This window comes from Ensifer sp. 1H6 (assembly GCF_001976035.1).
GTDB classification, from domain to species: domain Bacteria; phylum Pseudomonadota; class Alphaproteobacteria; order Rhizobiales; family Rhizobiaceae; genus Ensifer; species Ensifer canadensis.
This window is the reverse complement of the sequence record NZ_MOAI01000002.1, coordinates 194096-219132: the sequence shown is the minus strand read 5'-3', so window position 1 is coordinate 219132 and position 25037 is coordinate 194096. Positions and strand designations below refer to the sequence as shown.

The following is a 25037-nucleotide window of genomic DNA, read 5'->3' as shown; positions in this document are numbered from 1 at the left end:
ATTCCTGCTCTATATCACGATCTCACGCCGCCTATAGTCGGGACATCGAAAGTTTCTGAGGAGGAACGAGATGAAGACCGACAACAGGGCGCGCCAGCGCCTCGACCGTGTGTGGCTGAGCGAGGATGCCTGCGACATCGAGGCGTTCCGTGCGGAGGTGGAGCGGCAGACGAACCTTGCTGATTATCCACACGCGCTCGCCTGCGAGAAAAATGTGCTGATCTATGACAGCGCCAGCCTGGTTGCCGCCTGCGCCACGACCGAGGGGCGCCGCGCTGCCCTGGCCGAAATCTGCGAGGTGCTGGCAACCGGGCCCGGGGTGGCGGTGTTCAAGCACGCCTATGCCGACACATCAGTCATCGATGCGGCCAGCGGCATCTTTGACGCCATCATCGACGAGCAACACCGCACCAACAGTGGCGGCGGCGACCACTTTGCCAAGCCCGGCGCTAACGACAGGATCTGGAATTCGCTCGAAAAACACTGCCTGAAAAGCCCTGAGAACTTTGCCGCCTATTACGCCAACGCCATCATCGCGCTCGTCAGCGAAGCCTGGCTTGGTCCGAACTACCAGCTGACGGCGCAGGTCAATCGCGTCAATCCCGGCGGCGCGTCGCAGGCGGCCCATCGCGACTATCATCTGGGATTCCAGACCTCTGATGTCATCGAGCAGTATCCTGTTCATGTGCACAGGCTGTCGCCGGTGCTGACGTTGCAAGGTGCCGTTGCCCATTGCGACATGCCGATCGAGAGCGGTCCAACGCTTTTCCTTCCCTATAGCCAGACCTACGTGCCCGGCTATCTCGCGTTGAAACGTCCGGAGTTCCGGGCCTATTTCGACCAGCATCACGTGCAGCTGCCGTTGGAAAAGGGCGATGTCGTCTTCTTCAACCCGGCTCTCTTCCATGCGGCCGGCAGCAATCATTCGACTGATATCAAGCGCGTCGCCAACCTGCTCCAGGTCTCCTCGGCCTTCGGGAGGGCGATGGAGACCGTCGATCGCGCCAGGATGAGTGCAGCCCTCTACCCGGCGCTGACCGCACTCGTGGCATCCGGCACGCTTTCGGCCGATGAGGCGGCCAATGCGATTGCGTCCTGTGCCGAGGGCTATTCCTTCCCGACCAATCTCGATCGCGATCCGCCGCTGGGCGGTCTCGCGCCGAAGACCCAGGCGCAACTGATGCATGAGGCGCTGGCAGGCAGGTGGAGCGATGCGGATTTCAGAAGCGCGCTTGGCGAGCAGGCACAGCGCAAGCTGAGCTGAACGGCAGAATCGATCTTTCCGGTCCCCGGCGTTCTGCGGCGGGGGCCGGTCGCCCTGTTTTCATCTCACTTTCAATTCTGGGAGGACTTTCATGACCGAGCAATATGGCCGTCTCGACGGCAAGATCGCCATCGTCACCGGCGGGACGCAGGGGCTGGGCGCAACGATCGCCAACCTGTTTGCGGAACGTGGGGCTAAAGGTGTCGTCATCTGTGGACGCAACGTTGCCAAGGGCGAAGCGAAGGCCGAGCAGATCCGCAAGGCAACCGGCGCGCAGGTACTTTATGTCGAGGCAGACCTCGAAAAGGTCGAGGACGCGCGCAAGGTCGTCAGCGCCTGCGACGCCACATTCGGGCGCGTCGATGCGCTGGTCAATGCGGCGGCGATCACCGATCGCGGCACCATCCTGGACACCAGCCCCGAACTGTTCGACCGGATGTTCGCTGTCAATGTGCGCGCACCGTTCTTCCTGATGCAGGAAGCGGTAAAGCTGATGCGGCGGGAGGGCACGCAGGGCACCATCGTCAATATTGGCTCGATGTCGGCGATGGCCGGTCAGCCGTTTATCGCCGCCTATTGCTCGTCGAAGGGGGCGCTGGAGACGCTGACCAAGAACACCTCCTATGCGCTGCTGCGCAACCGCATTCGCGTCAATGGCCTCAATATCGGCTGGATGGCGTCCGAAGGGGAAGACCGCATCCAGCGCGAATTTCATGGGGCGGCAGACGACTGGCTCGAAAAGGCGGCCGCCAGCCAACCCTTCGGTCGGCTTGTCGACCCCAAGGAAGTCGCGCGTGCCTGCGCCTATCTCTCGTCGGATGAGTCCGGCCTGATGACGGGGTCGGTCATCTGCTTCGACCAGTCGGTGTGGGGCGGCTATGACGGCTCGCCGCATCCGGTCGCGCCGCTCTGACATCTGACGCTGTCGCGAGGCCCTGTGGAGTGACCGGCAAGCGACGCCGGACTTGCTTGTCATTCCCTGTGGGCTGTGCCCTTATGACGCCGTCAGGTGCCCGCAACGCGGGAGAATCGGGAATCCGGTGTTATTCCGGAACGTGCCCAACGCTGTGACGGGGACGACTGCCTCTAGGGATTTTGAGCTTGCTCAAGATCTTGCCACTGGATCTTCATGTGATCTGGGAAGGTGAGGCGGCCGGTTGATCCGAAGTCAGAAGACCGGCCTGGCAAGATAGACCGATATCCGCGCGGACGGCGGAAGGTTGTGCATTGTTGGGGATCGAACGATGCTGACTGACGCTAATGGCGGCCTTGCGGCTGCAGAGGCCTTTTCATCCGACGAGCGCGAAGCCGTCTATCGAGCCATCGAAACGCGCCGGGACGTGCGGGATCAGTTCCTGGCCGAACCCTTGCCTGACGATGTGGTGATGCGCCTGCTCAATGCTGCGCACCGGGCGCCATCGGTGGGTTTCATGCAACCGTGGAATTTCGTCGTGGTCCGGCAGGCCGAAACCCGCGAGCGGGTATGGCAGGCCTTTTCCCGCGCCAACGACGAAGCGGCATTGATGTTCGATGGCGACCGCCAAGCGAAATACCGCTCCCTGAAGCTGGAGGGGATCCGCAAGGCACCCTTGAGCATCTGCGTCACCTGCGACCGCACGCGCGGTGGAGCGGTCGTTCTCGGGCGCACCCATAACCCGCAGATGGATCTCTATTCCACCGTCTGTGCCGTGCAGAACCTCTGGCTTGCGGCGCGCGCCGAAGGCGTTGGTGTCGGCTGGGTCAGTATCTTTCATGAAAATGAGATCAAGGCGATCCTCGGCATTCCCGATCATGTCGTGATCGTCGCCTGGCTTTGCCTCGGATATGTCGATCGCCTTTACCAGGAGCCGGAACTTGCGGTTAAGGGCTGGCGCCAGCGGCTGCCGCTGGAGGAGCTGGTGTTCGAGGAAGGCTGGGGAACCTGCCGAAAGGCAGACGCTGCGATCAGTTGCTCTGAACCGGCTGGTAGCCCGGACCCTTCGGATGGCGAAGGTCGATCGACGTTTCCTCCTGGGGAAGGAACGTCGGCCCGATGACCCGCACCTTGCTCTTGGCGGGATCGTAGGGGCGCTCCTCCGCAGCCGCCTTGGCGGTAGGGGCGGCCGCTTCCTTCTTGCCCTCGATGACGATGATCGACGATTCGCTGTTGCCAGTGTTGCCACTGGAAGCCTTGGGCGTCGTCGCGATCTTTGGAATCTGGCAACCGCAAATGCCCGGCTTGCCGACGCCGCGCGTCCGATAGGCAAAGGCGTTTGGCAGTTCTTTATAGGGGCGTCCCGTCGAGGCGGAGACCATCTGGTCGCTCTCCTCGGTCGCCAGGTCGTGGAAAAATAGTTCTGTTTCGGCACCCGGGCAGCGGGCGCGGCAGGCCTGCTCGTCGCGGGCGAAGTCCACAGGGCTTGCCTCGGACGAGATCGGGAAGAAGGCGCCATCGCAAGTGCGCACGCACATGGTGCGAAGCGTGCCGGAATAGACGCCGCTTTCCGGCGGGTAGGTGCCCATTTCGCCGTCCCGCAGCATTGGTCCGTAGCTTTCGTCCGGCGGCAGATCGCGCAGGATGTTGCGGTACGTTTCCGGCTCGTCCGGGTCGGCGGTCGCAAATTCCTCGCTGCCACCATAGCAACCGTTGATCTCGAGGGCGGCGAGGATGCGCCGGCGCGTATCGTCTCCATCGCCTGACATCAGCTGCTGGCGCTCCGATTTGAGGATGCGCAGATTGTCTTCCATCTCGGCGATCAGACTGTTGATGTCTGTGCAGATATCCGGGTCGCCGCCGTTGAAGACGACGACGCTGCCTGTGCCGCAGCCGGCGCGTCGGCGATCGTTGCGCGCCCGGCGCAATTCGATGTTCTGTCGGGAAATCGCGCTCGCATAATCGCGGGTATCGGCCGTAGTTTCGATGGCGGCGGGCAGTTCGGCGAGCCGAGTGTTCAGGCGGTCGCACACGCTGGAGGCCAGCGCCTGATCGGCAAGAACCAGAAGCAGCGGCAAGGTCGCCGCGGCTAGGGTTTTCATGTTCCGGAACACGGGCGAACGTCCATTCCTGCAACCGCACGGCGCCACCCTTGTTGTCCGGGTTCGGTCGCTGTCGGCACTTCCTGTTTCAGCCCTATCATAAGGCTTGTCGCCGCCGGTGCAACGACAAGCCTCGCATTGCGTTAACAGCTCCGTCCGGTGGGAGGAACGGAAGGAGCGTTAGAGATCAGGCGGCGCGTGCCGTCTCCAGCGACATCGGCCGTTCAAGAACCGTGCCTTCGATCGCCGCTACGGCCTTCATGGCGCTGAGCAGCGACGGCGTCACTTCCCAGGCGACCGCTACGGCATAGACCGAGCCGATCCGGTGCGGGTCAGCGATGCGCTCGCCGGGGCAACCCATGCGGCGGAACATCCGCTCGAGGAAGACATCGGTCACCGTGACGATATGGCTGATGCCGGAGGCCAGCCCGAGTTCGCCGACACCGCACATCAGTTCTGCGGCGGCGACGGTCACCTGGTTGGAGGCGCGGTCCTGAGAAATCTCCGGGTCGATGCAGAAGCGGCTCGATTCCCAGATCGAGGCGCTGCGGATCTCAGGGTTGTCGCCAAGCAGGATCGGGAACGTATCGTCCAGCATGTTGGGGCCGAGCGTCGGCAGCAATCTCAGCGATCCGCGCAGTTTTCCCGTCTCCGGCGAATAGGACAGAATATAGAGCGGATTCGACTTGTCGTAATTGTCGATCTCCCATTCCCCATCGGTCTGCACGTCCCATTTCAGGAAATCGTGGAAGACGCGCTTGCGCAGCTTGAACATCTCGTCGATGGACTGTGGGTGCTGTCCGCGTGTCCTGCCGTTGAGGATCCTGATCATCTTCTTCTCCATCCTTGTTTTGGGGGATGGCGTGATGCTGTCAGTCCTCAGGCAGGGGCGAAACTGTCACTACCGACAGTTCCGGAAACCGTTTTTTCCCACTAAATATAGACGGGTTTTCAGATGAGCGAAGGAGGAGCGTCTTGAGGGTGGGTCAAACCGTCGGGATCAGTGCATGGCGAACGGCCTGGGCCACGGCCTGCGTGTTGGAGACAACATTGAGCTTTCGGCGGGCATTGGTCATGAAGAAACGCACGGTGCGTTCGGAAATGCCGAGAATGGTGGCAATTTCCCAATAGCTCTTGCCGGCCGCCGACCAGGTGAGAACCTCGGTTTCGCGACCTGTGAGGCGCGTATCGCGCGTGTTCAGCCCCCCTGTCATGGCGGCGTTTTCAAGCATGCCGGCATGAAACAGGTTGGCGGCGAGCTGGAAGTCGCGCAAGTGGTTGCGCCGATAGATCGACCACTCCGCGGCCGACATATTGACGTTGATGGCCAGCAAGGCGGTGCGGCCGGCCGGCGAGGGCAGCGGCAGGGCGACGCCTTCACTGGAAAGGCCGATCTCTTCGGCCGTCTTGAACAATGGCTCGCATTCGGGAAAGCGGTGGCGCGCCGTCGTCCATTCGACAGGCCTGACGCCACCGAGCGCCAGCTTGAGGATCGGGTCGATACGGTAGAGCTCCCGCGTCAGATAAAGCTCGGCCGCGTAGGCACCGAACGTGTGGTGCAACCGGCAGATCTTGAGCTCGTCGGCATAGGGCTCAGCTTCAAGATATAGGAGATGAGCGATGCGAAAGGTACGGCGCATCAACGTAAAGAAATGGGCCGGCTCGACACAGCCTCCGCATTCCAGAATTTCCAGCATGTCGAGGACAGCCTGTTGTTCAGTCATGCCACAACACCGATTTTTGCGCTAAACCCCACAATGGTTGGGGGTTCACCTTTTGTCCAGAACCGACAGCCGATTTGCTGTGGATTGTCGACCCTTGCAAACAATGGTTGTTGCCCAGGGTCGCGGCAGCATCACAGGGCCGCCGGGTGCGGCGGCCCTTAAAAACGAGGGCGTCGCTAGCCCGGATGGCTGGCTTCAACGACGGCGAGTGCCGCCATGTTGACGACGCCACGCGAGGTCACGGACGGCGACAGGATGTGCGCCGGCAGTGCTGAGCCGAGCAGGATCGGTCCGACATGCAGGCTGTCCGTCATCGTCTTGACGACGCCAAGCGTGATGTTGGCAGCATCCAGGTTCGGGAAGACCAACAGGTTGGCTTCGCCCGAGAGCGTGCTGTCGGGCATGACGCGCTGACGCAGCACTTCGGAGATGGCCGAATCGCCGTGCATTTCGCCATCGACTTCCAGATCGGGCGCGAGTTCGCGCACAAGCTGAAGCGCCTGGCGCATCTTGGTGGCACTCTCGGAATCGCGCGAGCCGAAGTTCGAATGCGAGACCAGGGCGGCATGTGGCGTGATGCCGAAGCGCCGGATCTCCTGCGCCGCCATGACGGTGGTCTGGGCGATTTCTTCGGCACTCGGGCAGTAGCTGACATAGGTGTCGGTGAAGAACGTGGCGCCACGCTGCGAGATCAGCAGGCTGAGGGCCGAGAAATCGAGCACGCCGTCGCGCTTGCCGATGATCTGCGAGACGTCGCGCAGGTGCTTGCTGTAACGCCCTTCGACACCGCAGATTAGCGCATCGGCTTCGCCGCGCTTGACGGCAAGCGCCCCAATGACGGTGGTGTTGGTGCGGACGATCGTGCGGGCAGCTTCCGGAATGACACCGAGACGGCCGACGAGGGCGAAATAGTCCTCGACGTAGTCGCGGTAGCGCGGGTCGCCCTCGGGGTTGACCACCTCGAAATCGATATCCGGACGAATGCGCAGGCCGTAGCGACGCAGGCGCGTCTCGATGATCTGCGGACGACCGATCAGGATCGGGCGGGCCGTGCCTTCCTCCAGCAGCACCTGGGCGGCGCGCAGCACGCGCTCGTCTTCACCTTCGGCGAAGATCACGCGGTTCTTCTGCGCATTCTTGGCGGCGGCAAAGACCGGCTTCATGATGAAGCCCGAGCGGAAGACGAAGCGGTTCAGCTTGTCGAGATAGGCGTCGTAGTCCTGGATCGGGCGGGTGGCGACGCCGCTTTCCTCGGCAGCCTTGGCAACCGCCGGCGCAATCCGGAGGATCAGGCGTTGGTCGAAGGGCGAGGGGATCAGGTAATCGGGACCGAAGACCGGCGTCTCGCCGGAATAGGCGCGGGCGGCCACGTCGGACGGCTCCTCGCGGGCAAGGCCGGCAATGGCGCGGACCGCCGCCATCTTCATTTCTTCGTTGATCGTGCTTGCGCCGCAGTCGAGCGCACCGCGGAAGATGTGCGGGAAGCAAAGCACGTTGTTGACCTGGTTGGGGAAATCCGAACGGCCGGTGCAGATCATCGCGTCGGGGCGCGCCGCGCGCGCTGCCTCCGGCATGATCTCGGGCGTGGGGTTGGCGAGCGCCATGATCAGTGGCTTTTCGGCCATCTGCACCAGCAGTTCCGGTTTCAGGACTCCAGCGGCGGAAAGACCGAGGAAAACGTCGGCGCCGCCGATACTGTCGGCTAATACCCGGTTGTCGCTTTCCTGCGCGTATACGGACTTCCATTCGTCCATCAGCACTTCGCGGCCCTTGTAGACGAGGCCTTCGAGGTCGTGCACCCAGATGTTTTCGGTCTTGGCGCCAAGCGTGACCAGCAGATTGAGACAGGCGAGCGCTGCGGCACCTGCACCCGAGGTAACGATCTTGGCCTTGGCGATGTCCTTGCCGGCCAGTTCCAGACCGTTGAGGATTGCGGCCGCAACGATGATCGCGGTGCCATGCTGGTCGTCATGGAAGACGGGGATCTGCATCTTTTCGCGCAACTGGCGCTCGACCTCGAAGCATTCCGGCGCCTTGATATCTTCGAGGTTGATGCCGCCGAAGGTCGGCTCGAGCGCGAGATGACATCGACCATACGCTCGATGCTCGCCGCGTCGATCTCGATGTCGAAGACGTCGATGCCGGCAAATTTCTTGAACAGGACGGCCTTGCCTTCCATGACCGGCTTGGAGGCAAGCGGACCGATATTGCCGAGGCCGAGAACGGCCGTGCCGTTGGAAATGACCGCGACAAGGTTGGCGCGTGCCGTGTAGTCGGCAGCCGTTTCAGGATTGTCGCGGATGGCGATGCAGGGCGCAGCCACACCGGGCGAATAGGCGAGCGCGAGATCGCGCTGGTTGCCGAGCGGCTTGGTGGGCTGAATTTCGAGCTTCCCAGGGCGAGGGTAACGGTGGAAGAAAAGGGCCTGCTGGTCGATGTCGCCGCTGACCGGACCTGTCTGGGATTTCGTTTTGTCGCCCGTGCTCATAGTCTGCATTCCTCTTTTTTGGACGTGGCCTTGTGGCATGAATTGCGAACCGCGTACAGTTTTTGCGCGGTTCTTTTAAGCCGGTGCGACGAAGCGGCCGGCGTCCGTGTCATCTTCCTGAAACACGAGTCTGGTTTTGACGGGCCCCAGAAGGCTCAATCAAGACGAGGCTGGTATGATGGCGGCACCGCAAATCAATTCCGTAAGACACCTCAGGACGTTGTTCATCTCCGACGTCCACCTCGGCTCCAAGGCCGCCAAGACCGACTTTCTTATTGATTTTCTGCGCCATCACGAGGCTGAGACCATCGTTCTCGTCGGCGACATCGTCGATGGCTGGCGGTTGAAGCGTAGCTGGTACTGGCCGCAGAACTGCAACGACGTCGTCCAGAAGCTGCTGCGCAAGGCGCGCAAGGGCACGCGCATCATCTATATCCCCGGCAATCACGACGAGTTCATGCGCGATTTCCCGGGTGTTCACTTCGGCGGCATCGAAGTGGCGCAGCGCCATATGCACAAGGGTGCCGACGGCCGCAACTATCTGGTGCTGCATGGCGACGAATTCGATGTGGTCGTGCGCAATGCGCGCATCCTCGCCTATCTCGGCGACTGGGCCTACGATACGGCGATCGCCATCAATATCGGCCTGGCCGCCGTTCGTCGCCGGCTCGGCATGCCCTATTGGTCGTTCTCTTCCTGGGCGAAGCTGCAGGTGAAGCACGCCGTCAACTTTATCGGTGAGTTCCAGAAGGTGGTTGCCGACGAGGCGCGGCGGCATGATGCGCAGGGCGTGATCTGCGGCCATATCCACCATGCGGTCATCGAGGATATCGGCGACGTGCGCTACATCAACACGGGCGACTGGGTCGAAAGCTGCACGGCGATCGCCGAACACCACGACGGCACCATGGAACTGATCACCTGGCATCAGATGCGCGGCGGCGTCGCAGAGGCCGAGGGAACGGCCGAAGCCGAACGGCTTCTGGCGCACCTGCTGACGCAACGGGCAGCCTGACGGGAACGCCGGCGAGGGCGCAAGCGTCGCTTGTAGTGAAATCTAGGTTATGGCGATCCGGCAGCGGGCTATGCTATTGCTGGCCGATAGCCATCAGGTTCTCCCATGATTCCCTCCCAAGCGCCCGCAACTGTGGGCCCTCCGCCGCGTCATTTTGCGCTTCGCATCGCCTTGCTCTTCTGCGCTCCGTTGATCGTCAACGGTTTCGCAATGCCGTATTTTCCGGTCTGGTTGAGCACGCTTTCCATGAGCGATTTCGAGATCGGCGTCGTGCTGGCGCTGCCGATGTTCGTACGCGTGATCACCGCGCCAATTGCCGGTGTGATCGCCGATCGGCTCGGAGAGCGCACGATCGTTTTGATCTGGTCAGGTTTCCTGTCGCTGGCGACGGCTTTCGTGCTGTTCTACGCCCGGGAGTTCTGGCCGGTTCTGATCATCTATACGCTGCAATCGGCGGTCTATTCGCCCTATGTGCCGATCGTCGAGGCGATCGCGCTTTCCGGCGTCCGGCGCTGGGGTTTCGATTATGCGCAGATGCGGCTTTGGGGTTCCGTCGCCTTCATCGGCGCAACCATGCTCGGCGGCTGGATGATCGGCATCTTCGGTGGCGACATGGTGCTGCCGGCGATGGCGGTCGGTTTCGGCCTGACGATCCTGATGGCCTTTGCGGCGCCAAAGGTCGGCCGACCGCGGCGCCCGTCACCGATCACGGCGCTGACCGAGCCTCCGCCGCAATCGTTGCGCCAGCTCGATCTGCAGCTATTGCTGATCGGCGTGACGCTGGTGAACGCCAGCCACGCCATGCTCTTCGCTTTCTCGGCAATCTACTGGCAGCATATCGGCTATAGCGGCACGGAGATCGGCATCCTCTGGAGTGCCGGCGTTGCTGCTGAAGTGACGATGTTCATCTTCGCCAAGGCGATCATCCGCCGCTTCAGCGTCTGGACGATGATCCTGTCCGGCTGCTCGCTGGCGGTCGTGCGCTGGATCATCTTCCCGATGGATCTCGGCTTTTCCGGCTATTTCGTGCTGCAGTGCTTCCACGCCTTCACCTATGCGATCATGCACACCGGCATGCAGAACAAGCTGGTGGAGCGCGTCGTCGAGGAGCAGGAGGCATCGGCCCAGGGGCTCTATTTCTTCTACACCGGCATTTTCACGGCGATCCTCACCTTCCTGTCCGGCTATCTCTACGCCTGGTACGGGGTGAACGGGTTCTATTCGATGTCGGTCGTCGCCTTTGCCGGCTGCTGCTTTGCCGTTGCCGCCTGGTATCTTCAGCCCCAGAGGCGTGGTTCCGGCGGAAAGACCAGCGAGGCTTCGTAGCGCAGGCCGGGCGTGCGATCGCGTGCCAGAAGCAGGGGCCCGTCGAGATCGACGAAATCCGCGCCCTGCGCCGCCAGGATTGCCGGTGCCATGCCGAGCGAGGTTCCGACCATGCAGCCGACCATCACCTTGAGGCCGAGCGACGTTGCCGCATCGCGCATGCGAAGCGCCTCCGTCAGGCCGCCCGTCTTGTCGAGCTTGATGTTGACGGCGTCATAGCGATCGACCAGGGCCGAGAGGTCGCCGGTCGCGTGCACGCTCTCGTCGGCACACACCGGAACGGGGCGGGCGATCGTGGCCAGGGCCTGATCATGGCCGGCGGCAAGCGGCTGTTCGATCAGGTCGATGCGCTGCTCGGCGCAGATGGCGAAGTGATAGGCGAGGCTGTCGGGCGTCCAGCCTTCATTGGCATCGAGAATGATGCGGCTCTCCGGCGCACCCTCGCGCACGGCGCGGATGCGGGAGGCATCGTCTGATGTGCCGACCTTGATCTTGAGCAGCGCGCGGTGGGCATATTGTGCGGCCTGGTTGCGCATCGCATCGGGCTCGGCAAGCGACAGCGTATAGGCCGTCGTCAATGTGCCAGGTGAGGAGAGACCGGCAAGCTCATGGACAGATTTGCCTTTCTGCTTTGCTTCCAGATCCCACAACGCACAGTCGACCGCATTGCGGGCCGCACCCGGCTTCATCGCCGACTGTAGCTCCGGGCGCGTCAGGCCTTGTTCGATCTGCGGGCATATGGCTTCGATTTCGGCGAGCACCGAGGCAATGGTTTCGTTGTAGCGGCCATAGGGTACGCATTCCCCCCAACCGCTGGTGCCGTCCTTGGTGATTCGGCATGTCACGACGCTTGCCGTGGTCTTCGAACCGCGTGAAATCGTGAATGTGCCCGCAATCGGGAAGTCTTCGGTTGTCGCTTCGAGCACAGTTGACATGAAATCTTCTCCGGCGGGGCCTATCTGGCGCTTAGGTCTTGATGTTACCGGCTTCGTCAGGATGACATCAAGGATGTGAGCCGTTATGACGGAGCAAGCTTTTACGAGCGGTTAGCAAATCGGGATGACAGAGACCAGGTGACGCGTTCCCAGACCAAGATCGTTGCGGATGTCGCGCTCAGTGGAGACGCCGGAGGCTCGGAACGCGCGTATGTCTTTTCAGGCGTCTGGCGGCACGAGACAGCTGAAGCCATGGCCGCCAAGCTCGAACAGCTTGCGCGCAAGGGCAGCAGCGTCAGGCAGTTCGATCTGTCGGGTGTGACGGCTATGGACACGGCCGGCGCCTGGATCATCCGGCGCTTCATGACGCGGCTTGCCGGACCTGAAAAGGACGAGATCCAGTTCGTCGACGGCGGTCAACGCTATGTCGAGCTGATCGGCGCGCTACCGGCGGAACTGCCGGCACCGGAGGACGAAAGCGAACATCTTCCGCTGTTCCAGCGGCTGTTCGCACCGGTCGGCGAGGTGATGATCGCCACTTGGAACGATACCGTCGCGGCGATGTACATTCTCGGCTCGGCGGTTCGCGGTGCCCAGCTCAAGCTCGGGCGGCACAGTGGCGTCTCGCCGGCGGCCATCGTTCACCAGATCGACCGCATGGGCGTCAAGGCCGTGCCGATCATCATGCTGATGTCCTTCCTGATCGGTGCGATCATTGCGCAGCAAGGCGCATTCCAGCTGCGTTATTTCGGCGCCGAAGTCTTCGTCGTCGATCTGGTCGGCATCCTGCAACTGCGCGAAATCGGCGTGCTGCTGACCGCCATCATGATCGCCGGGCGTTCGGGCAGCGCGATCACGGCCGAGATCGGTTCGATGAAGATGCGCGAGGAGGTGGACGCGCTGAAGGTCATGGGCCTCAGCCCCGTCGGCGTCTTGGTGTTTCCGCGCCTCGTGGCGCTGACGATCGCGTTGCCGCTCCTGACCATCATTGCCAACTTCGCAGCACTGACCGGTGCGGCGCTGGTCGCTTGGACCTATTCGGGCATCACCGTTGCGACCTTCCTGTCGCGCCTGCAGGAGGCCGTGGATTTCTCATCGGTTGCGGCAGGCATGATCAAGGCGCCGTTCATGGCGCTGATCATCGGCGTGGTGGCGGCAGTCGAAGGCCTGAAGGTTGGCGGCAGCGCCGAATCGCTTGGCCGCCACGTGACCTCTTCGGTGGTCAAATCGATCTTCGTGGTGATCCTGATCGACGGCCTGTTTGCCATGTTCTACGCAGCGATCGATTTCTGAGGCGGATGGAACGATGAGCACAGCAGCCACGGAAAGACAGCAGGATCCGGCCTACGAACACGAAGCGGTTCTGTCCGTGCGCGACCTGACGGTCGGCTTCGGCTCCCACATCGTGCTCGACAAGCTCAACCTCGAGATTTTTCGCGGCGAAATCCTCGGCTTCGTCGGTGCCTCGGGTACCGGAAAGTCGGTGTTGATGCGCACGGTGCTGCGGCTTCTGGCCAAGCGCTCCGGCACGATCAAGATCCTTGGCGCGGAATACGACAGGATGTCCGAGGTTGACCGGATCGCGCTCGACATGCGTCTCGGCGTGCTTTTTCAGCACGGCGCACTCTTTTCGGCCCTCACGGTGCGTGAAAACATCCAGGTGCCGATGCGCGAATATCTCGACCTGCCGCAGAGCCTGATGGACGAACTGGCGCGCGTGAAGATCGAGCTGGTAGGTCTGGCGCCGGAGGCGGCCGACAAATACCCATCCGAGCTTTCGGGCGGCATGATCAAGCGAGCCGCACTTGCCCGCGCGCTCGCGCTCGACCCCGATCTCGTCTTTCTCGACGAGCCGACATCAGGCCTCGACCCGATCGGCGCGGCCGAGTTCGATGAGTTGATCGCCAAGCTGCGCGACACGCTCGGATTGACCGTGTATATGGTGACTCACGACCTCGACAGCCTGTTTTCGGTTTGCGATCGCATTGCGGTGCTCGGAAACAAGAAGGTTCTGGTCGAGGGGACCGTCGAGGACATGTTGGCCTGTGACGATCCTTGGGTGCAGTCCTATTTCCGGGGCAAACGGGCGCGGTCGATCGTGCGGCACGACGAATAGCGTCAGGAAGCCGGCGGGCGATCCCGGGTGTCTTGGACATCTTCCGGGGTGTCTGAAGCAGAAGAACGGCCGATAGGATGGCCACTGAGGTAGTCGGGACGAATGGAAACTAAAGCGAACTACGCCATTGTCGGCTTCTTCACGGTGTTCGTGATCGCGGCTGCCTTCGGCTTCGTCTACTGGATGTCGCAATACGGCCGCAGCGGCGAGATGGTCGAGCTGGTCGTCAACATTCCGGGTTCCGCCAACGGGCTCTCCGTCGGCTCGCCTGTTCGCTTCAACGGCATTCCCGTCGGCTCGGTGCGCAATCTGGCGATCGACGCCAACGATCCGCGTTACTCGATTGCTGTCACGGAAGTCTCCATCGATGCGCCCGTGCTGAAATCGACCAAGGCGACGCTCGAAGTGCAAGGTTTGACGGGTTCTGCCTATATCGAGCTGAGCGGTGGCAACAAGGGCGATGAGAACATCCTGCGCAGCGCCGTTGAAAATGGTACGCAGGCGCGCATTCTTGCCGACCAGTCGAGCGTCACCAGCTTGCTCGCGACAGCGGACAAGATCATGGACCGCGCCGACGATGCGATCAGCGACATCCAGGGCTTCGTCAAGGACGTGCGCGGCCCCCTGACCAGCACGATCGGCAATGCCGAGAAATTCTCCAAGGCGCTTGCCGACAATTCCGGCGCAATCGACGACTTCCTGAAAAGCGTGACCGAGCTTTCGGCATCGATCAATGCCGCGTCGAAGAAGCTTGATTCGACCCTTGCCTCGGCCGACGTGCTGGTGAAGTCGGTCGATCCGAAAAAGATCGATCATATCGTCAGCAACGTTGAGCAGCTTAGCAATGACCTGAAGGCCGCCTCAGGCGGCGTTTCCGAAACCATTGCAGCGTTCAAGCGCACGGTCGAGACCTATGACCAGTTCGGCAAGAATGCGCAGAAGACGCTCGAGCGCGTCGATACGCTGGTGGCTGCCGTCGACAAGCAGAAGGTCGAACTTGTTGTCAACGACATTTCGGCAGCAAGTGCCGACGCCCGCAGGACGGTCGCCAACATCACGCAGTTTGCCGAGAAGATCACGGCGCGCCAGCAGGACATCGATCGCACGATCACCGACGTGACCCAGATGGCCAGCAAGCTGAATGCTGCCTCCAGCCGCGTCGACAGCATCCTCGTCAAGGTCGATGGGTTCCTCGGCGATGCCGACGCACCGTCGCTTTCGGCCGAGGCGCGCACCACGCTCGAATCGTTCCGCAAGATGGCCGACAACCTCAACGCCCAGATCGGCCCGATTGCAGACAATCTGAAGCGGTTCTCCGGCTCCGGCCTTCGCGATGTCGAGGCACTGGTGACCGATACACGTCGCACCGTGCAGAGCCTCGAGAATACGATTTCGACATTCGACAAGAATCCGCAACGCCTGCTGTTCGGCGGCGAAACAGTCAAGCAATACGATGGTCGCACCCGACGCTGAATCAGGTAAGACAAAGCCGGGTGGGGCCGGCGGGTTGCTTTCATTAAAGAGCGCTCTAAGGTGCTGCGAATTGGACAAGGGTTTGGGCAGTATGAATTTTCCGGGGCTGGTGTGTATGCGTGAGACGGGAGCGAAACGCTCTGCCCTGGTTTTCACGCTGGCTGTCTTGTTGGCCGGGTGCGGCGCCGGTGCTGCCGTCAACGATACATTCAGCCTTTCCGCGTCGCCGGTCGTCGAAGGACGGGCTGCGACCAGCAAGCAGATACTCGTGCCGGAACCGACGGCGCTGAAAGCGCTCGACAGCGACCAGGTCGTCATCCGTCTTTCCGGTTCGGAGCTGCAGTATCTGTCCAAGGCACAATGGAGCGACCGCCTGCCGCGCATGGTGCAGGCAAAGCTGGTTCAGGCGTTCGAGAATACCGGCAAGGTGGCGGGCGTCGGCAAGCCCGGCGAGGGGCTGGCGATCGACTATCAGGTGATCAGCGAGATCCGCTCCTTCGAGATCTCGACCGAAGGCGCCGATACGGCGGTCGTCGAGATCTTTGCAAAGATCGTCAATGACCGGAACGGCACTGTGCGGGCGCAGAAGGCATTCCGCGCCACGGCCGGCGTCAAGGGCACCGGCAACCCGGCCTTCGTCAGGGCCCTCGATCAGGCGTTCGCGACGGTCGCATCCGAGATCGTCGGCTGGACGCTCGGTTCTATCTGAGCCAGTCCTATCTTCCCTCTGCCGCCTCGATGCGGTTGACCACTTCTGCCACCCCCTTCGTCAGTCTTGCGGCTTCTTCGGCGCGGGCGGATTCGGCCTTCGTGGCGACATGCCCCGCAAGCACGATCGTATTTCCCTGGCAGACAACCGTGACGTCGGATGCATCGAGCCCGGGCGTCACCGCAAGGCCATGCGCCACGCGACGTTCCAGCTCGGCGGGGTGATCCCCGGTGCTGCGATCCGGTTCGCTGCCGTGAAATGTGCGCTTCTTGAAGATCATGGTCCGGCCCCCTTCCTCGATGGAAGGACAACGCGGCGCTCGACGATTTGTTCAGCTGTTCCAATCGAAACAGCGCAATCCAGGCTTTCGTGCGATGGCTCGGACATGCGGATCGCACGTCATTCCTGGCCGCAGAATTCGAACGGGGAACCATTCATGCGCCATTCTCTCTTCGCCGTCGCGCTCGCGATGACGACTGTCATTGCTCTCGCCATTCCGGCAAAAGCCGGCAACTACAGCTACGGTTATCGACAGACCTGCGTGGTCAAGACGGTGCAGACCTATGGCGCCTATGGCCGGGTGGTGATCAAGAAGGTGCGCATCTGCAAATGACGTCCGCGCACCTTCGGTTTCGTTCAAAAGGAGCCTCAGAAACGCTCTATCTCTTCATTTCCAAGTATTTCCTGACGGAAACCGCTTCGCACTTTTCCTACAGCGCCGCGCGTCTTATGAGACGCGCAAAGGTCGCTGTAGCACCTTGAGTTGCTGCGTGTTTTTATCCTTAAATCGAATAGGATTTAAGGAAACATGCAGTAGAAATTTTTTAGGGCCAGCGCACGACCGGGGGCAGGGACGAGAGGATCGACTCGACATTGCCGCCGGTCTTCAGGCCGAAGATGGTGCCGCGGTCGTAGAGCAGGTTAAACTCGACATAGCGGCCGCGACGCACGAGCTGCTCGTCGCGATCTTCCTCGGTCCAGGGCGTATTGAAATTGGTGCGCACGATCTTGGGGTAGACAAGCGCGAACGCCTTGCCGACATCACGCGTGAAGGCGAAGTCCGCGTCCCAACCGCCTTGCTCGGCCGGAGACTGAAGCCAATCGTAGAAGATGCCACCGGTCCCGCGCGGCTCGTTGCGGTGCTTCAGGAAGAAGTACTCGTCGCACCACTGCTTGTACCTGGCGTGATCAGCCACCGAGTGACGGTTGCAGGTGATCTCCATCGCGCGGTGGAACAGCTGCGTGTCAGGGTCGGTCATGACGCGGCGGCGGTCGAGCACCGGCGTCAGGTCTGCGCCACCGCCGAACCAGTTGCTGGTGGTGACGACCATGCGGGTGTTCATGTGAACGGCCGGCACATTGGGGTTCACGGGATGCGCGATCAGCGAGATACCCGATGCCCAGAAGCGTGGGTCTTCGCTGGCGCCGGGGATCTGCTCACGGAATTCCGGTGAGAATTCGCCGAAGACGTTCGAGGTGTGTACGCCGACCTTCTCGAAGACGCGACCTTCCATCATCGACATGCGACCGCCGCCGCCTTCGCCGCCGTCCCGGCTCCATTCCTTGCCGACAAAGCGGCCCGGTTCACGGTCGGACAGCGGGCCGGTCAGGTCGTCTTCGACAGCCTCGAAAGCGGCGCAGATCGTATCGCGCAGGCTTTCGAACCAGGCTCTGGCTGCTGCCTTCTTGTCTTCGATATCGGCAGGCAGCCCCTGGGGTAGTTGCGGTCGTTCCATGAAAATTTGTCCTGTTCGCGGCTTTGCGCGCCGGAAAGCCGCCGATTCGTTGATATGGGCCACAGTTCATATTTCCGCCGGATTGGCAACGGCGGAGGGGCCATCGGGCTACTGCATAATTCCTTAAATCAGATTCGATTTAAGGAGAAAATTATGCAGCAAGTCTAAAGCGCTGCAGCGTCCTTTGCGCGTCATATTTGGCGCGCCGCGCTGCAGTCTGCCGCATCGTATGGGCGGTGTAAAACGGACTCGCAATGGCCCGATACTCACACTATCTTTACCTCCAGAGGTATGGCCCATGGCAAGAATACCCGCAGGTCCGCCGCTCGATGGTTTGCGGCGCCAGATCGCCCGGCATCGCCGGGACAATCCGACACGAGGCGATGGCCTTTTCGTGCGTGAAACCTTTCGGCTCGATCGAAGTGCGGCCCGCGCCAAGGCGCGCGAATGGTTCGATACCTGGCCAAAAGCCGCCTATTGGACCGAAGTGGAAAGCTGGCGCCAGCTCGACGGCGACGAGATCGAGTTCACCATGCGCCGCCTGCCGACTGCAGACTGAGGCCTCCTAGGGCTGGCCGTCCTCTTCCGTCGCATCCATCAGCCGAGGGCCGGCGCCTTCCATCGAGAGCACATCGTAGGGGTTGCGCAGCGGACATTCCCTGAGCGACAGACATCCGCAGCCGATACAGCTCGTCAGGTGGTCGCGTAGCGCCATCAGGCTGGCGATGCGCGCATTCAGTTGCTCGTGCCAGCTTTCCGACAGCCGAGCCCAATCCTGCACCGTCAGGGGCCGGTCGTCGGGCAGCACCGTCAGCGCCGCCTGGATTTCCGAAAGCGGAATTCCGGTCCGTTGCGCCACCTTGATCACCGCCACGCGCCTCAGCACGCTTCGGGGATAGCGGCGCTGGTTGCCGCGGCTGCGGTTGCTGCGGATCAGACCCTTGGCCTCATAGAAATGCAAGGTGGAAACGGCGACGCCGCTGCGTTCGGCGACTTCGCCGACGGTCAGTTCGCGTCGCATTTCGCTGTTTCTTACAATCGTCATGGCGGGCTATTGACCTCAACTAATGTTGAGGTTTTATAGCATGAGCTCCATGGAATTCACAACAAGGAGCTGATCCCCATGACAGAGAAAATGACGCTTGCGGTGATCTACGGCAGCGCCCGGCAGGGGCGCTTCTGCGACACGGTCGCCAACTGGCTGATCCGTGAGATCTCGGATTCGAACGTCTTCAATCTCACGGTCATCGATCCGGCACGGCTGAGGGCATCGCGCGGCGTCGGCGCCACGGTCAATCCCGGCGAGTGGCTGGAGCGCAAGGTGGCCGAAGCGGATGCCTTCCTGGTGGTGACGCCGGAATACAATCACGGCTACCCGGCCGCGCTGAAGGAACTGATCGATTCGGTCTACGAGCCGTGGCATGCCAAGCCCGTCGCCTTCGTCTCCTATGGCGGCGCTTCCGGCGGCATCCGCGCCGTCGAGCAGTTGCGCCAAGTCTTTGCCGAGCTGCATGCGGTGACGCTGCGCGACGGCGTCCAGTTTGCCAAAGCCTGGTCGAAGTTCGATGCGGCCGGCAACCTCTACAAGCCCGAGGAGCTGCGTGCGCCGCTGTTCCTGATGATGGATCGGCTCATCTGGTGGGCGCGGACATTGAAGCAGGCCCGCAAGGCGACGCCCTACAACGAGGTTGCCGCCTGAATTTTGGGGCGCTGCCGTTGGCCGCGCCCATCGTCACCCCCCATCGGGAAAGGCAGGGCATTACCATGCGATGTTTTTCAGAGCAGTTGCACTTGCCGGATCGCCTCGCCGGCGATCATCGCAGCAGACATGGCGACGTTGAGCGACCGTTGCCCCTCGGCCATCGGGATGAGGATGCGGCCTTCCGCGCGATCATGCACATGGTCTGGCACACCGGCGCTTTCCCGACCGAACAGCAGGATATCGTCGGGCCTGAATTCAAAGCGGGTATAGGGCTCGGCGGCCTTGGTGGAGGCGAGCACAAGCCTTCGGCCGGTCGGCACCCGCCACGCCTCGAACCGTTCCCAGTTGATGTGGCGGGTGAGGGTGACCGAGGCGATATAGTCCATACCGGCGCGCTTGAGATTGCGGTCGGAAAGGTCGAAGCCCGCCGGCTCGATGACATCGACGGCAAGGCCGAGGCAGGCAGCAAGGCGCAGGATCGTGCCGGTATTGCCGGGAATGTCGGGCTGGTAGAGGGCAATGCGGAGGTCACTCACGTCTGTTCACTTTTCTTGCGACTTGTCTTTTGCGGCGGAGAATTCATGCGCCAGAATCCCCATCATGATGTCGTCGTGCCAGGCGTCGTCGATCAGCGCCGTCTCTCGCTCTCGTCCCTCGACCGAGAAGCCGCATTTGCGGTAGCTGGCGATGGCGCGCTCGTTGAAGGCAAGCACGCGCAGCGAAACACGGTGCAGGCCGAGCGCGCCGAACGCATGCGCCAATACAAGCTTGGTGACGGCAGTGCCAAGCCCTTGGCCGAGCAATTTCGGATTGAAGATGCCGATGGCAAAGGAGGCGCGCCGGTCGACCCGGTTGATATTGTCGAGCCTGACTTCGCCAATTGGCCCGTTGCGATCGATGATCCAGGCAGCTGGATGCTCGACGAGGTGTTGCACCCACGCTTCTGCATCCGCTTGTCCGAAAGCGCGGGCGAAGGTGGCGCTGCCACCGAACATGCGGTGGATCTCGGGATCCCGCCCGAGCGCCAGTCGCGCCTCGACGTCGCCCCCTTGCGGCCGCCTCAGATGGAAACCTTGTCCTTTCAATTCGGGAGGGGGCGTCGATGATGCGTTCATATGCGTCTCCTACCAATGCCGGACGCGCCTGCCATGTGTCGTTTCCGTTTGATTTCGCGGTGTCTAATCTGTGCCGAATGAGCAACATCCGACCGAACGATGAAAAAACAGGCAGGAAAGTGCCTGCGACAATCTGGCATGTCGACGCGATTAGGGGTAGAGAGAACCTCTCTTCAACGCGAACCGACGGAGGCAATGATGACTGTATTGATGTTGACACGCCTTCCAGGAGTGATGGGCCACCGTTTGGCCTGACCGGTTCCGCGACTTATCTTTCAAGAGATCGATGCGCGCTTCCGGAACTCCGGAAGACAAACCGCTATGGCGGGCAGCATTTCCGGACTGAAATTTTCACGATAAAGAATGCGGGGCAAATTCCCGCCTTCCTTCAAAATACTCTGAAGGAGCAAGTCTATGTTTGGCTGGTTTGAATCCCGCCTCAATCCCTATCCGACGGAAGAGCCCGTGCTTCCGCCGAAGAGCCTTTTCGGCTTCTGCTGGCACTATTCCAAGCCCGCAGTTCCGTGGTTGCTCATCATGTCGGTCTGCACCATGCTCATCGCCATCGGCGAAGTGGCGCTGTTCCAGTTTCTCGGAAACATGGTCGACTGGCTGTCGAGTGCCAATCGCGACACCTTCCTGCAGGCGGAAGGTCACCGGCTGATCTGGATGGGCGGCCTGGTTCTGATCGGCCTGCCGCTGCTGGTGGCGATCGATTCGTTCATCATGCACCAGGTGCTGCTCGGCAATTACCCGATGATCGCCCGCTGGCAGATGCACCGCTATCTGCTGCGCCAGAGCATGACGTTCTTCGCCAACGAGTTCGCCGGCCGCGTGGCGACCAAGGTCATGCAGACCTCGCTTGCGGTTCGCGAAACGGTGATGAAGATCCTCGACGTCTTCGTCTATGTCGTCAGCTATTTCGTCACGATGCTGATCGTCGTTGCCGCTGCCGACTGGCGGCTGGTGACGCCGCTCGCCGTCTGGCTGGTGATCTACATCTGCATCGTTACCTATTTCGTGCCGCGGTTGCAGAAGATTTCCAAGGAGCAGGCGGACGCGCGATCGATGATGACGGGCCGTATCGTCGACAGCTACACCAACATCGGCACGGTCAAGCTGTTCTCGCATGCAGGCCGCGAGGAAACGTATGCGCGCGCCGGCATGGACGGCTTCCTCGACACGGTGCATCGCCAGATGCGCAAGGTGACGCTGTTCCACGTGCTGGTCTACGCCAACAACAGCATCGCGCTGTTTGCAATCAGCGCGCTCGGCATTCACCTGTGGCTGACAAGTGCCATCTCGGTCGGCGCGATCGCGATCGCCGTTGGTCTGGCCATGCGCATCAACGGCATGTCGCAATGGATCATGTGGGAAGTCTCGGCGCTGTTCGAGAACATTGGCACTGTCTATGACGGTATCGGCATGATGACCAAGGCGCACGACATCGTCGACGAACCGGATGCCAAGGCGCTGAAGGCGGAAAAGGGTGCGATCACCTACGACAACGTCCGCTTCCACTACGGCAAGGCAAAGGGCGTCATCGATCACCTGTCGCTCGACATCAAGCCGGGCGAGAAGATCGGCCTGGTCGGACGCTCGGGTGCCGGCAAGACGACGCTGATGAACCTGCTATTGCGGTTCTACGACGTGGAGTCAGGCGCAATCCGGATCGACGGCAAGGATATCGCCACCGTCACCCAGGATAGCCTGCGCGCCCAGATTGGCGTCGTCACGCAGGATACCTCGCTGCTGCACCGCTCCATTCGCGACAACATCGCCTATGGACACCCGGAAGCCGACGACGAGGCGATCACCGCGGCTGCGAAGCGGGCGAATGCCTGGGAGTTCATCCAGGCGCTCGAGGACAACCAGGGGCGCAAGGGGCTCGACGCCCAGGTCGGCGAACGGGGCGTCAAGCTCTCCGGCGGCCAGCGCCAGCGTATCGCGATCGCCCGCGTCTTCCTCAAGGACGCGCCGATCCTCGTCCTCGACGAAGCGACATCAGCGCTCGATTCCGAAGTCGAGCAGGCGATCCAGGAGAACCTGTTCGCGCTGATGGCTGGCAAGACGGTGATCGCGATCGCCCACCGCCTGTCGACGCTGACGGAAATGGACCGCCTGGTCATCCTCGAGGCCGGGCGGATCGTCGAAACCGGTTCGCATGCCGAACTCGTGGCCAAGGGCGGCCTTTACGCCGACCTCTGGTCACGCCAGTCGGGCGGCTTCATCGCCGACGATACCGAGAAGGAAGAAGCGGCGGAGTGATCCGCTGTGACCCTGCCGCCCATGCGGGCGGCGGGGTTTTGCCACGTCACCTAACGCATTTGTAATGCGCCCGATGGTGGAAACCGATTGCTGTTGCCGCCGAACCGCCTATATCGGAAACATGCTCAGCGCCATCGTCAGCATCTTTGAGAACTGGATCAAGCCGTTTGCGCCGCGCGAGCGATTGCAGCCGCCGAAATCGCTGTGGGGTTTTGCCTGGTTCTACGCCCGCCAGGCCAAAGGGCCGTTTCTGGCGATGGCCATCCTCGGGGGCCTTGTCGCCATGCTGGAGGCGGGGCTCTTCTACTTCGTCGGACGGCTGGTCGATCTGCTCGACACTGTGAAGCCCGAAGCGGGCTGGAGCGGGCTAATTTCCGCCAACGGGCCAGAGCTTCTGTTCATGTTGCTGACGGTGCTGGTGTTCCGCTTCGTCGCGGTGTCGCTGGCAGCGCTCGTCGAGGAGCAGTCGATCATCACCGGCTTCCTCAATCTCGTGCGCTGGCAAACCTACACCCACGTCGCTCGGCAATCGCTTTCCTTCTTCCAGAACGATTTTTCCGGCCGGATCGTGACGAAAGTCTGGTCCGGCGCGCAGGCGACCAGCGATCTGATCGTCTCGCTGCTGCAGGTCGTCTGGTTCATCGTCATCTATACCGCCTCGACCATGGCGCTCATCGCCCAGCTCGACTGGCGGCTGGCGGCAATGGTCGCGTTCTGGATCGTCCTCTTCCTGGCGCTGGCGCGCTACTTCGTTCCGCGCATCCGCAAGCACGCGCGCGATACGGCTGAAATGGCCTCGATGCTGAACGGGCGGATGGTTGATGCCTATTCGAACATCCAGACATTGAAACTGTTCGGTCGCGACGACGAGAACGACCGCTATATCCGCGCCGGCTTCGATCGCTTCCAGCGGGCGGTGATCCCCTTCACGCGGCTACTGACGGCCGTGCGTGCCTCGCTTGCGCTGCTTTCGGGCATGATGATCGCGGCCATCGCCGTCTATGCCATCCACCTCTGGCTTGGCGGTGCGATCAGTTCGGGTGCGGTTGCCTTCACGCTGGCGCTGGTGCTGCGACTCAACATGCTGCTCGGCCGGATGATGACGCAGTTCAACTCGATCATGCGCAACATCGGCACGATCCAGAATTCGGCCGAGCTCGTCTCCCAGGCGATCGGTCTTGTGGACAAACCGGATGCCAAGGAGTTGTCGGTCAGCGAGCCGGAAATCCGTTTCGAGCATGTGAAGTTCCATTACGGCAAGAGTGCCGGCGTCATCGACGACTTCTCGCTCGTGATCCGTCCAGGCGAAAAGGTCGGGATCGTCGGCCGTTCGGGCGCCGGTAAGTCAACGCTCGTTAACCTGCTGTTGCGCTTCTACGACCTCGAGGGCGGGCGCATCCTGATCGATGGGCAGGACATTTCGACGGTGAAGCAGGAATCGCTGCGCGCACAGGTCGGCATGGTCAGCCAGGACACCTCGCTGCTGCACCGCTCCATCCGGGACAACATCCTTTTCGGCCACCCGGATGCAACCGACAAGCAATTGATCATCGCAGCCGAGAGGGCCGAGGCCTACGAGTTCATTCTCGATCTCCAGGACCAGCGCGGCCGCAGGAGTTTCGATGCCCATGTCGGTGAACGCGGCGTCAAGCTTTCTGGCGGGCAGAGGCAGCGTATCGCGATTGCCCGCGTCATGCTCAAGGATGCGCCGATCCTCGTTCTCGACGAGGCGACGTCGGCGCTCGATTCCGAAGTCGAGGCGGCAATCCAGTCCAATCTCGACCGGCTGATGCAAGGAAAAACGGTGCTTGCTATCGCACACCGATTGTCGACGATCGCCGCTCTCGATCGGCTCGTCGTCATGGATAAGGGCCGGATCGTCGAGGACGGAACCCACGCCGAACTGATCGCTCGGGGCGGTCTTTACGCTGACCTCTGGTCGCGGCAATCCGGCGGCTTTCTGGCACGCGAAGAAGCGGCAGAGTAGGGCGGCCTCGTCGCCTTTTCTCCACCCTTCGAACGGCCGCCGGCCAACTGCAATGACGACCGTCAAGTCCTTGTGCCAATCGGCCGCGCTTTTCCCCGCGACAATCTGCCCACCCACCCTTGTCAAGGCTGGACATAATTTGCGATCAAGCATAGAACGCGCCG

The 25037-nt window shown here is 61.8% G+C and carries 24 protein-coding genes, 1 pseudogene and 1 riboswitch; of the genes and pseudogenes, 15 read left to right on the top strand and 10 right to left on the bottom strand.

The window, feature by feature from the left end; genetic code table 11:
* The first annotated feature begins 70 nt into the window (after positions 1-70).
* From BKP54_RS03895 to bluB, 3 genes are all read left to right on the top strand, one after another.
* Positions 71-1264 (top strand): phytanoyl-CoA dioxygenase family protein, encoded by a 1194-nt coding sequence (locus BKP54_RS03895; RefSeq protein ID WP_057208695.1) that lies wholly within the window; start codon positions 71-73, stop codon positions 1262-1264.
* Between the two features lie 91 nt (positions 1265-1355).
* Positions 1356-2177 carry an SDR family oxidoreductase gene (locus BKP54_RS03890; protein ID WP_025427220.1) on the top strand — a complete coding sequence of 274 codons (822 nt, stop codon included), beginning with the start codon at positions 1356-1358 and terminating at the stop codon, positions 2175-2177.
* A 77-nt stretch (positions 2178-2254) separates the two neighbouring features.
* A riboswitch (cobalamin riboswitch) is annotated at positions 2255-2464 on the top strand.
* A 44-nt stretch (positions 2465-2508) separates the two neighbouring features.
* Positions 2509-3300 (top strand): 5,6-dimethylbenzimidazole synthase, encoded by a 792-nt coding sequence (gene bluB / locus BKP54_RS03885; RefSeq protein ID WP_057214315.1) that lies wholly within the window; start codon positions 2509-2511, stop codon positions 3298-3300.
* Here bluB and BKP54_RS03880 read toward each other — a convergent pair.
* The 4 genes and pseudogenes from BKP54_RS03880 to BKP54_RS03865 all read right to left on the bottom strand — a co-directional run bounded on the left by BKP54_RS03880 (position 3209) and on the right by BKP54_RS03865 (position 8491).
* Positions 3209-4279: a DUF2865 domain-containing protein gene (locus tag BKP54_RS03880; protein ID WP_025427218.1), complete on the bottom strand. Its 1071-nt coding sequence runs from the start codon at positions 4277-4279 to the stop codon at positions 3209-3211. The two genes, bluB and BKP54_RS03880, sit on opposite strands and share 92 nt — an antisense overlap.
* A gap of 187 nt (positions 4280-4466) precedes the next feature.
* Positions 4467-5111, bottom strand: coding sequence for an acyl-homoserine-lactone synthase (locus tag BKP54_RS03875; RefSeq protein ID WP_025427217.1), 645 nt, complete (start codon positions 5109-5111; stop codon positions 4467-4469).
* A 154-nt stretch (positions 5112-5265) separates the two neighbouring features.
* The gene (locus BKP54_RS03870; protein WP_025427216.1) at positions 5266-6003 is read right to left on the bottom strand and encodes a LuxR family transcriptional regulator; all 738 of its coding nucleotides are present in this window, start codon (positions 6001-6003) and stop codon (positions 5266-5268) included.
* 176 nt (positions 6004-6179) lie between these two features.
* A pseudogene (locus BKP54_RS03865) lies at positions 6180-8491 on the bottom strand (NADP-dependent malic enzyme).
* Between the two features lie 175 nt (positions 8492-8666).
* Between BKP54_RS03865 and BKP54_RS03860 the strand changes: the two are divergent.
* Together BKP54_RS03860 and BKP54_RS03855 are read left to right on the top strand one after the other, a co-directional pair.
* Complete coding sequence (locus tag BKP54_RS03860; RefSeq protein WP_025427214.1) at positions 8667-9506, top strand: UDP-2,3-diacylglucosamine diphosphatase; 840 nt, start codon at positions 8667-8669, stop codon at positions 9504-9506.
* A gap of 105 nt (positions 9507-9611) precedes the next feature.
* Positions 9612-10832, top strand: coding sequence for an MFS transporter (locus BKP54_RS03855; RefSeq protein WP_025427213.1), 1221 nt, complete (start codon positions 9612-9614; stop codon positions 10830-10832).
* Here the strand turns inward: BKP54_RS03855 and dgcA are convergent.
* Positions 10784-11767, bottom strand: coding sequence for an N-acetyl-D-Glu racemase DgcA (gene dgcA / locus BKP54_RS03850; protein ID WP_025427212.1), 984 nt, complete (start codon positions 11765-11767; stop codon positions 10784-10786). The two genes, BKP54_RS03855 and dgcA, sit on opposite strands and share 49 nt — an antisense overlap.
* Before the next feature lie 138 nt (positions 11768-11905).
* Between dgcA and BKP54_RS03845 the strand changes: the two genes are divergently transcribed.
* The 4 genes from BKP54_RS03845 to BKP54_RS03830 all read left to right on the top strand — a co-directional run bounded on the left by BKP54_RS03845 (position 11906) and on the right by BKP54_RS03830 (position 16065).
* A complete protein-coding gene (locus BKP54_RS03845; protein ID WP_025427211.1) occupies positions 11906-13060 on the top strand; it encodes an MlaE family lipid ABC transporter permease subunit in 1155 nt (384 codons plus the stop codon).
* A 13-nt stretch (positions 13061-13073) separates the two neighbouring features.
* The gene (locus BKP54_RS03840) at positions 13074-13883 is read left to right on the top strand and encodes an ABC transporter ATP-binding protein (protein ID WP_057208693.1); all 810 of its coding nucleotides are present in this window, start codon (positions 13074-13076) and stop codon (positions 13881-13883) included.
* A gap of 102 nt (positions 13884-13985) precedes the next feature.
* Positions 13986-15356, top strand: coding sequence for an MlaD family protein (locus BKP54_RS03835; RefSeq protein ID WP_025427209.1), 1371 nt, complete (start codon positions 13986-13988; stop codon positions 15354-15356).
* 91 nt (positions 15357-15447) lie between these two features.
* Positions 15448-16065: an ABC-type transport auxiliary lipoprotein family protein gene (locus BKP54_RS03830; RefSeq protein ID WP_025427208.1), complete on the top strand. Its 618-nt coding sequence runs from the start codon at positions 15448-15450 to the stop codon at positions 16063-16065.
* 7 nt (positions 16066-16072) lie between these two features.
* Here the strand turns inward: BKP54_RS03830 and BKP54_RS03825 are convergent, their stop codons facing one another.
* Positions 16073-16345, bottom strand: a complete 273-nt coding sequence (locus tag BKP54_RS03825) for a BON domain-containing protein (RefSeq protein ID WP_025427207.1) — start codon at positions 16343-16345, stop codon at positions 16073-16075.
* 156 nt (positions 16346-16501) lie between these two features.
* Between BKP54_RS03825 and BKP54_RS35745 the strand changes: the two genes are divergently transcribed.
* Complete coding sequence (locus BKP54_RS35745) at positions 16502-16678, top strand: hypothetical protein (RefSeq protein WP_156407975.1); 177 nt, start codon at positions 16502-16504, stop codon at positions 16676-16678.
* A 211-nt stretch (positions 16679-16889) separates the two neighbouring features.
* Here BKP54_RS35745 and hemF read toward each other — a convergent pair whose 3' ends face one another.
* Entirely contained in the window at positions 16890-17801 is a 912-nt protein-coding gene (gene hemF / locus BKP54_RS03815; RefSeq protein WP_084814293.1) for an oxygen-dependent coproporphyrinogen oxidase, read from the bottom strand.
* 298 nt (positions 17802-18099) lie between these two features.
* On the opposite strand from hemF, the gene BKP54_RS03810 reads away from it, so the two are divergent.
* Positions 18100-18360, top strand: a complete 261-nt coding sequence (locus BKP54_RS03810; RefSeq protein ID WP_025427204.1) for a hypothetical protein — start codon at positions 18100-18102, stop codon at positions 18358-18360.
* A 6-nt stretch (positions 18361-18366) separates the two neighbouring features.
* On the opposite strand, the gene soxR is transcribed toward BKP54_RS03810, so the two are convergent.
* Complete coding sequence (soxR, locus tag BKP54_RS03805) at positions 18367-18846, bottom strand: redox-sensitive transcriptional activator SoxR (RefSeq protein ID WP_025427203.1); 480 nt, start codon at positions 18844-18846, stop codon at positions 18367-18369.
* Positions 18847-18924: 78 nt separating this feature from the next.
* Between soxR and BKP54_RS03800 the strand changes: the two genes are divergently transcribed.
* Positions 18925-19500 carry an NADPH-dependent FMN reductase gene (locus tag BKP54_RS03800; protein WP_025427202.1) on the top strand — a complete coding sequence of 192 codons (576 nt, stop codon included), beginning with the start codon at positions 18925-18927 and terminating at the stop codon, positions 19498-19500.
* Between the two features lie 77 nt (positions 19501-19577).
* On the opposite strand, the gene BKP54_RS03795 is transcribed toward BKP54_RS03800, so the two are convergent.
* Complete coding sequence (locus tag BKP54_RS03795; RefSeq protein ID WP_057208691.1) at positions 19578-20039, bottom strand: tRNA (cytidine(34)-2'-O)-methyltransferase; 462 nt, start codon at positions 20037-20039, stop codon at positions 19578-19580.
* 6 nt (positions 20040-20045) lie between these two features.
* Positions 20046-20618, bottom strand: coding sequence for a GNAT family protein (locus BKP54_RS03790; protein ID WP_025427200.1), 573 nt, complete (start codon positions 20616-20618; stop codon positions 20046-20048).
* Between BKP54_RS03790 and BKP54_RS35735 the strand changes: the two genes are divergently transcribed.
* From BKP54_RS35735 to BKP54_RS03780, 3 genes are all read left to right on the top strand, one after another.
* The gene (locus BKP54_RS35735) at positions 20606-21049 is read left to right on the top strand and encodes a hypothetical protein (protein ID WP_144239149.1); all 444 of its coding nucleotides are present in this window, start codon (positions 20606-20608) and stop codon (positions 21047-21049) included. The two genes, BKP54_RS03790 and BKP54_RS35735, sit on opposite strands and share 13 nt — an antisense overlap.
* Positions 21033-22886 carry an ABC transporter ATP-binding protein gene (locus tag BKP54_RS03785; protein WP_025427199.1) on the top strand — a complete coding sequence of 618 codons (1854 nt, stop codon included), beginning with the start codon at positions 21033-21035 and terminating at the stop codon, positions 22884-22886. Before BKP54_RS35735 ends, BKP54_RS03785 begins: the two co-directional genes overlap by 17 nt.
* Positions 22887-23007: 121 nt before the next feature.
* Positions 23008-24873 carry an ABC transporter ATP-binding protein gene (locus BKP54_RS03780; RefSeq protein WP_038576142.1) on the top strand — a complete coding sequence of 622 codons (1866 nt, stop codon included), beginning with the start codon at positions 23008-23010 and terminating at the stop codon, positions 24871-24873.
* Positions 24874-25037 lie beyond the last annotated feature (164 nt).

Bases quoted from the DNA above. Each gene is read 5' to 3' on its own strand.
- BKP54_RS03895 (WP_057208695.1), top strand. From the start codon at position 71: ATGAAGACCGACAACAGGGCGCGCCAGCGCCTCGACCGTGTGTGGCTG.
- BKP54_RS03860 (WP_025427214.1), top strand. From the start codon at position 8,667: ATGATGGCGGCACCGCAAATCAATTCCGTAAGACACCTCAGGACGTTG.
- BKP54_RS03800 (WP_025427202.1), top strand. From the start codon at position 18,925: ATGACAGAGAAAATGACGCTTGCGGTGATCTACGGCAGCGCCCGGCAG.
- BKP54_RS03790 (WP_025427200.1), bottom strand. From the start codon at position 20,618: ATGAACGCATCATCGACGCCCCCTCCCGAATTGAAAGGACAAGGTTTC.
- BKP54_RS03870 (WP_025427216.1), bottom strand. From the start codon at position 6,003: ATGACTGAACAACAGGCTGTCCTCGACATGCTGGAAATTCTGGAATGC.
- BKP54_RS03785 (WP_025427199.1), top strand. From the start codon at position 21,033: ATGTTTGGCTGGTTTGAATCCCGCCTCAATCCCTATCCGACGGAAGAG.
- BKP54_RS03825 (WP_025427207.1), bottom strand. From the start codon at position 16,345: ATGATCTTCAAGAAGCGCACATTTCACGGCAGCGAACCGGATCGCAGC.
- soxR (WP_025427203.1), bottom strand. From the start codon at position 18,846: ATGACGATTGTAAGAAACAGCGAAATGCGACGCGAACTGACCGTCGGC.
- BKP54_RS35735 (WP_144239149.1), top strand. From the start codon at position 20,606: ATGATGCGTTCATATGCGTCTCCTACCAATGCCGGACGCGCCTGCCAT.
- BKP54_RS03880 (WP_025427218.1), bottom strand. From the start codon at position 4,279: ATGAAAACCCTAGCCGCGGCGACCTTGCCGCTGCTTCTGGTTCTTGCC.
- dgcA (WP_025427212.1), bottom strand. From the start codon at position 11,767: ATGTCAACTGTGCTCGAAGCGACAACCGAAGACTTCCCGATTGCGGGC.
- BKP54_RS03830 (WP_025427208.1), top strand. From the start codon at position 15,448: ATGAATTTTCCGGGGCTGGTGTGTATGCGTGAGACGGGAGCGAAACGC.
- BKP54_RS03835 (WP_025427209.1), top strand. From the start codon at position 13,986: ATGGAAACTAAAGCGAACTACGCCATTGTCGGCTTCTTCACGGTGTTC.
- BKP54_RS03780 (WP_038576142.1), top strand. From the start codon at position 23,008: ATGCTCAGCGCCATCGTCAGCATCTTTGAGAACTGGATCAAGCCGTTT.
- bluB (WP_057214315.1), top strand. From the start codon at position 2,509: ATGCTGACTGACGCTAATGGCGGCCTTGCGGCTGCAGAGGCCTTTTCA.
- BKP54_RS03855 (WP_025427213.1), top strand. From the start codon at position 9,612: ATGATTCCCTCCCAAGCGCCCGCAACTGTGGGCCCTCCGCCGCGTCAT.
- BKP54_RS03875 (WP_025427217.1), bottom strand. From the start codon at position 5,111: ATGATCAGGATCCTCAACGGCAGGACACGCGGACAGCACCCACAGTCC.
- hemF (WP_084814293.1), bottom strand. From the start codon at position 17,801: ATGGAACGACCGCAACTACCCCAGGGGCTGCCTGCCGATATCGAAGAC.
- BKP54_RS03840 (WP_057208693.1), top strand. From the start codon at position 13,074: ATGAGCACAGCAGCCACGGAAAGACAGCAGGATCCGGCCTACGAACAC.
- BKP54_RS03810 (WP_025427204.1), top strand. From the start codon at position 18,100: ATGGCAAGAATACCCGCAGGTCCGCCGCTCGATGGTTTGCGGCGCCAG.
- BKP54_RS03890 (WP_025427220.1), top strand. From the start codon at position 1,356: ATGACCGAGCAATATGGCCGTCTCGACGGCAAGATCGCCATCGTCACC.
- BKP54_RS35745 (WP_156407975.1), top strand. From the start codon at position 16,502: ATGCGCCATTCTCTCTTCGCCGTCGCGCTCGCGATGACGACTGTCATT.